We start from the raw sequence: 5,914 nt of genomic DNA, 5'->3' as shown, positions 1-5,914 counted from the left end.
AAATATGCTTGACATATTACCAGAATGCTAAAGGCGAGAGCTATGGGCGCCCTCTGGGCCATTGAATTGAACTTTCTCCGTCAGCCTAGCGGCTGCCACCTCTTTCACGCTTGAAAGAGGCATTCTTAGGCCACTACTGGTCGTGTGCTGAATGGGGTTAGTGCTGAAATGTAGGCAGTTCTTCTAACCTGCAAAGCCTGTGGCATTGCTTACTTCGTTCCTATCTAAACAAAACCAGTCAGGCAAAATGGGGTCATTTTGTCTGGCTGGTTTTTTACTATATGGGTTTGGTTATTTGGTTTATTTTCGATAGACGGTGTCCAGGTCGGAGGCGTTGAATTTGGTATCTTCTAAATTGGTATGGAGGAGGCTGGCGTCGTCGAAGGTGGCGTGGGTCAGATCGGCTTTGCTGAGGTTGCTGTCGTCCAAGATGGCGCTTCTTAGGTTGGCGCTTCTCAGGATGGCTTCTACCATGGTGGCGCCGTTGATTTTGGCGTTGTACAAATTGGCGCTGGTCAGGTTGGCGCCGCGGAGCTGGGTATTAAAGAACCAGCTTCTTGCCAGGTTGGCGGAGTAGAAGTTGGCCAGGGAGGCGTTGGCGTAGTCGAAGGTGCTTTCTCTCAGGTCGGCGGTATAGAGGTTGGAGAAGGTGAGGAGGGCATGGGTAAAGTTGGCGCGGTAGCCGGTGATGCCTACCAGGGAGCTGCGGTTTAGTACGGTATGAGCCAGGTTGGCGTTGGTCAGGTTGGCGTAGTCCAGTTTGGCGCCGGCCATGTAGGCGTTCCACAGGTTGGCTTTTTCCAGGTCTGCGTGCTGGAGTTTGGCGTTTTCCAAGACGGCGCTGGACAGGTTGGCGTAGCTGAGGTCTGCGCCGGTCAGGTCTGCGCCGGTCAGGTCTGCGCCGTGGAGGTAGGCGCCCCGCAGGTCTCCGCCGGGGCAGGAGCCGGTGTTATTGAGCTTATCCACGTCGGCCTGGGAAAAGGCCAGGGCGCTGGTGGTGACGCTGAATGCCAGGCCAAGGCCCAGCAGTAGGGATTTGAGTTTCATAGGCTGCCTCCTTCCTAGGCTAGGGCTGCTGCCAGTTCCTGGGGGTCTGCGGGAAGTTCCTGGATGATTTTCCAGGGGTGGCAGGCTTCCAGGTCTTCCCGGGTGTAGCTGGAGCCGGTGAGGATAATCAGGCTGCGGGCGCCGATGGCGGCGGCGCAGGTTATGTCGTGGGGGGTATCGCCGATGACGATGAGCTGGGAGGGGGTGACGTCCGGGTCCTGGGCTTTGATTTTGTGCCACAGGGCGGTGGACAGGTCGTCTCGGAGTTCACTGATTTCGCCAAAGGCGCTGAGGCTGTAGTCGAAATCGCCTCCGATGCCGAAGTAGGACAGTTTGGAGCGGGCTGCGGGTTCGCAGTTGCCGGTGAGCAGCAGGGAGGTGTAGCCGGGGGTTTTCTCTGCCCATTCCAGGCTTTCTTTGACGTGGGGGAGCAGGTGGCCTTTTTTGGCTACCAGGAAATCCGGCAGGCGTTTGGCGTAGGCCTGCAGCATGGTTTCCACTTCTTCCTGGGTGCAGTGGCCCTGGATGCCGGTGATGGCTTTCCGGGCGATATAGGTATCTGTGCGGCCGGCCATGCTGTAGGTAAATTCAAAGTTGTCCAGTCCGTACAGGTCGTTGATGGTGGCCTTCATGGCGGAGACGCCTGCGTAGTTGGTGAGCAGCAGGGTACCGTCGATATCCCATAGCAAATAGTTCATACTCCATACATCCTTTTCTGTCCTATAGTGAAAAAAGAGGCTATGGAAGCCTCTTTTTAAGGGGTTAGTTTGAAGAATTCTTGTTCAGCATCATGAATTTCTTCAGGGTGGCCCCGGCATTTTTTGCCCGGCGAATGGGTTTGACAATTTTCTGCCGGCGGGGTTTCATGTCGCTGACGTTACCGAAGTCGCCGCGGGTAATCATGGTGAGTTTGGCCTGGTCGGGTCCAAATTCCTTGCGCAGGAAGATGGCCAGTTCTTCGGGGTCGGCCCCGGAATCCAGGGTGAATACGTCTGCTGCAGCGTAGCCCTGGGCGGGGAATACGTGCAGGAAAATGTGACCGTTGTCACAGAGCATTACGTAGCAAAATTCTTCATCCATTTCATTATCCGTCAGATGGACGGCCAGTTCGCGCATGTCGAATTTTTGGGCTGCCATTTCCAAAATGGCCTTGATTTTGTCTTTGTCGTAGACCACATCTTCCAGACAGCGATACATGTCCAGTGCGACCTGGGTTCCTTTACCTATCACAGGTTTCCACATCCTTTATTCAGTTCAAGTTTCTTCATCAATCGTCCAATTTTATACATTATACGCAGTGCTTATATTATATCGTAATCCGGTTATGCCTGTCAAAAGAAACAAGAACTTATGTTATAATAAAAGGGATATTTGTTCAGCAGAGGTGTGAAATGGCAGAAGCAGCAATCTTACAAGTAACTATCAAGAATATTGTGTTCCAATCGGGAGACGGCGGCTTTGCTGTTTTTCGGGGTGAAAACCGGGAAGTGGGGACCATTACCATTGTGTACAAGGGGCAGCCGCCGTTTGCAGGTGAGCAGGTGGAGCTGACGGGACAATGGACGGAGCATCCGCGGTTTGGCCGGCAGTTCCAGGCGGCCAGCTGGAAGGCGCTGACGCCTACGGGGACCCAGGCCATGATCAAGATGCTGGGCAGCGGGGTTCTCACGGGTGTGGGGCCGGTGATGGCCAAGCGGATTGTGGAGCACTTTGGGGACAAGACCATGGAGGTGCTGGACAAGGAACCGGAGCGGCTGCGGGAAGTGCCGGGCATCGGCAAGAAGAAGGCGGAAGGGATTGTGGCGTCCTACGGGGAGCTGCGGGACAGCCGGGAGCTGGTATTTTTCCTGGAAAGTCACGGAATCAGTGCCAATTTTGCGGGAAAAATCCAGGCGCTGTACGGCAATACGGCCATTACCCGGATCAGCAACAATCCGTACTGTCTGGCGGAAGATGCGGAAGGCATCGGGTTTCGGACGGCGGACCGGCTGGCCCAGAACATGGGCTTTGATGAGCTCAGCGAGGAGCGGCTGAAGGCGGGGCTGTACTATACGCTGCTCCAGGGGGCCAACCAGGGGCATACCTGTGTGCCGGACGAGTGGCTGGTGAAGATGGCCAGCCAGGTGCTGCAGGTGCCGGCGCTGGAAGTGAAGCAGGTGTTTGACAAGTTGCTGGAGCAGGGGCTGCTGCGGACGGAGGACGCCGGGGACCATATCTGTGTGTATCCGGAATATCTGTACCGGGCGGAGCGTGGGGTGGCCCACCGGCTGCTGGCGCTGCGGGACAATGTGAACTCATTGTGGAAGGTGGATTACCAGAAGATTATCCAGGAATGGGAAAAGGCGGAGGATATCCAGCTGGCGCCGGAACAGGCGGAAGCGGTGAAGACCAGTGTGGAGCACGGGGTGTTTGTGCTGACCGGTGGTCCTGGTACTGGTAAGACGACGGTTATCAAGGGTATCCTGTCGGTGATGCAGCAGGCGGGGTGCAAGATTCTTTTGGCGGCGCCTACGGGCCGGGCGGCCAAGCGGCTGACGGAATCGGCGGGGCAGCCGGCGCTGACGGTGCACCGGATGCTGGAATATACGCCCAATGGGGAAGATTCTTTCTGGGGCCGGAACGAGGACAATCCGCTGGAGGCCGATGCGGTGATTGTGGACGAGGCGTCCATGATGGATATTGTGCTGATGTACAATCTATTGAAGGCTTTGCCCCTGGGCTGCCGGCTGATTCTGGTGGGGGACGTGGACCAGCTGCCCAGTGTGGGGCCGGGGTCGGTGCTGTCGGATATTATCCGCAGCGGGACCATGCCTATTGTGCGGCTGGAGAATGTGTTCCGGCAGGCGGAGCTGAGTCCCATTGTGCGCAATGCCCACAGAATCAACCAGGGAATGATGCCGGTGTGGGAAGGGGAGAAGGATTTTACTTTTGCGGAATTTCCCACGGAGGAGCAGACCATGGAGTATGTGGTGGATTTGTATGCCAAGCTGTATGCCCACAATCCGCTCCAGGGGGTGCAGGTGCTGAGCCCTATGCACAAGAATCTGTGCGGGGTGGAGAATCTGAACCGGCTGATCCAGCAGCGGGTGAATCCGCCGTCTCCTCAGAAGGCGGAGCTGAAAATGGGGTTCGTGGAGCTGCGGGAGAAGGACAAGGTGATGCAGCTGCGGAACAACTACGAAAAGAATGTATTTAACGGGGATATTGGCCAGGTGGTGCGGATCCTGGGGCGGACGGTGACGGTGTCGTTCCCGGACCGGCCGGAAGGGGATCTGGTGAGCTACGAGGGGGCGGAAGCGGAGGAGCTGCGGCTGTCCTACGCTATGAGTGTGCACAAGTCCCAGGGCAGTGAGTACGCGGTGGTAATCATGCCGCTGGTGAACAGTCACTACATTATGTTACAGCGGAATTTATTCTATACGGCCATTACCCGGGCCCGGCAGCAGGTGCATCTGGCGGGAAGCCGGAAGGCCATGCGGACGGCGGTGGAAAACGACAAGACCCGGAAGCGGTACTCCCTCCTGGCAGAGCGGCTGCAGCAGGGGGACCGGGACAAGGAATAAGGGCTGGAGGTAAGGTATGTGGCAGGAACTGAAACGGCTGCTGCTGGATATTTTTTACCCCCGGAGCTGTCCGGGCTGCGGGACCCAGGTCCAGGAGGAAGGGCTGCTGTGTCCGGCGTGCCGGGCGGGGCTCCTGGAGCCCAGGACGGTGGTGCCGGAAAGTGTGGGGTGCAGGCACCTGGACGGGTTGTTTTTTCTCTTTCATTATGAAGGGGGCATCCGGGAAGGGCTGCACCAGGCCAAGTTTGGGCGCCGCCGGGAAGTGCTGGCGCCGCTGGCCTATGAGTGGGCCCGGGGGATGGAGCAGGAGGCGCTGCTGAACTGGGGGCCGGAACTGGCCCGGGCGGTGGCGGTGGTGCCCATTCCCACGGACGAAGGGCGGCGGAAGGAGCGGGGGTACGACATCCCGGAGGAGATTTTCCGGGGCTGGTGTGGTCAGCGGGGGTTTGTGTGGCTGCCGGTGCTGCGGCGCATGCGGCCTACGCTGCCCCAGTACGCACTGTCGGTGGAGGCCCGGAAGGAGAATATCCGGGGCTCGCTGGGGCTGGTGCCGGGGTGCAGCGTGCCGCCGGTAGTGGTGCTGGCGGACGATATTGTGACCAGCGGGACCACGGTGGAAGAAGCGGCCCGGGTGCTGAAGGCAGCTGGGGCGGAGCGGGTGTATGCGGTGGCGCTGGCCAGTGGGATGGGGAAGTAGAGTGTAGAAGTGTATGAGAAAAACAGCATTCTGTATCGCTTTTGAGTAAAAAGCGATACAGAATGCTGTTTTTGGTTGGTGCGGTCAGCGGACCTGAAGTGATGTGGTTCGGGGTATCCACTCAGCGGTTCGCTGCTAGCCAGTCATTTTCGCCTTGCAGGCTCAATTCCTGGGCAGCTATCGCAGGGGTCGTATATTCCATTTCTCTACGGCCGGGGGCCTTGAGAAATGGATACGACTCCCTCAGTCAGCCTGCGGTGACAGATCTTCTAGTGGTTGGAACTATGGGCGCCCGCTGGGCAGATGGGGGGAAACTTCTATCGTCGCCTTGCGGCGACACCTTCTCAGCGGTTCGCCGTATTCCAGTCATCAGCACCCTACGGGTTTGATTCCTGGACGGCTGTCGCATGGCTCGCGTATACCAAACAGCTTTTGGAATACCTGTAGCGCTGTTTGGACGCGACCGCAACGTTTGCAGAAGGCGGTCTAGGCCGCTGCTGGTCGTGTGCTGAATGGGGATAGTGCGGGAATGTAGGTAGTGGCCCTCCGGGCGACTTGGTTGGGAACCCCAACCTGCAATGCCTGCGGCATTGCTTCCTTCCCCTTC

General features: G+C 57.9%; 5 protein-coding genes. 2 read left to right on the top strand and 3 right to left on the bottom strand.

Annotated elements, in window-relative coordinates; translation table 11 throughout:
- Positions 1–300: 300 nt before the first annotated feature.
- The 3 genes from DW089_RS11075 to DW089_RS11065 form a co-directional block, all read right to left on the bottom strand.
- The gene (locus DW089_RS11075) at positions 301–1,047 is read right to left on the bottom strand and encodes a pentapeptide repeat-containing protein (protein WP_105327525.1); all 747 of its coding nucleotides are present in this window, start codon (positions 1,045–1,047) and stop codon (positions 301–303) included.
- A 14-nt stretch (positions 1,048–1,061) separates the two neighbouring features.
- Positions 1,062–1,745: an HAD family hydrolase gene (locus DW089_RS11070; protein WP_105327524.1), complete on the bottom strand. Its 684-nt coding sequence runs from the start codon at positions 1,743–1,745 to the stop codon at positions 1,062–1,064.
- Between the two features lie 64 nt (positions 1,746–1,809).
- Entirely contained in the window at positions 1,810–2,277 is a 468-nt protein-coding gene (locus DW089_RS11065) for an S-adenosylmethionine decarboxylase family protein (RefSeq protein WP_105327523.1), read from the bottom strand.
- Between the two features lie 161 nt (positions 2,278–2,438).
- On the opposite strand from DW089_RS11065, the gene DW089_RS11060 reads away from it, so the two are divergent.
- Together DW089_RS11060 and DW089_RS11780 are read left to right on the top strand one after the other, a co-directional pair.
- The gene (locus DW089_RS11060; protein WP_105325819.1) at positions 2,439–4,610 is read left to right on the top strand and encodes an ATP-dependent RecD-like DNA helicase; all 2,172 of its coding nucleotides are present in this window, start codon (positions 2,439–2,441) and stop codon (positions 4,608–4,610) included.
- A gap of 16 nt (positions 4,611–4,626) precedes the next feature.
- Positions 4,627–5,307: a ComF family protein gene (locus DW089_RS11780; RefSeq protein ID WP_105325818.1), complete on the top strand. Its 681-nt coding sequence runs from the start codon at positions 4,627–4,629 to the stop codon at positions 5,305–5,307.
- The last annotated feature ends 607 nt before the right edge of the window (positions 5,308–5,914 follow it).

Origin of the sequence: Acidaminococcus sp. AM05-11 (assembly GCF_003472805.1) — a bacterium.
GTDB classification, from domain to species: Bacteria; Bacillota; Negativicutes; order Acidaminococcales; family Acidaminococcaceae; genus Acidaminococcus; species Acidaminococcus hominis.
The sequence above is the reverse complement of the archived record's forward strand: the minus strand, read 5'-3'. Positions and strand labels throughout refer to the sequence as shown.

Excerpts from the sequence above, each read along its gene's own strand:
- DW089_RS11780 (WP_105325818.1), top strand. The coding sequence starts at position 4,627 with ATGTGGCAGGAACTGAAACGGCTGCTGCTGGATATTTTTTACCCCCGG.
- DW089_RS11075 (WP_105327525.1), bottom strand. The coding sequence starts at position 1,047 with ATGAAACTCAAATCCCTACTGCTGGGCCTTGGCCTGGCATTCAGCGTC.
- DW089_RS11060 (WP_105325819.1), top strand. The coding sequence starts at position 2,439 with ATGGCAGAAGCAGCAATCTTACAAGTAACTATCAAGAATATTGTGTTC.
- DW089_RS11070 (WP_105327524.1), bottom strand. The coding sequence starts at position 1,745 with ATGAACTATTTGCTATGGGATATCGACGGTACCCTGCTGCTCACCAAC.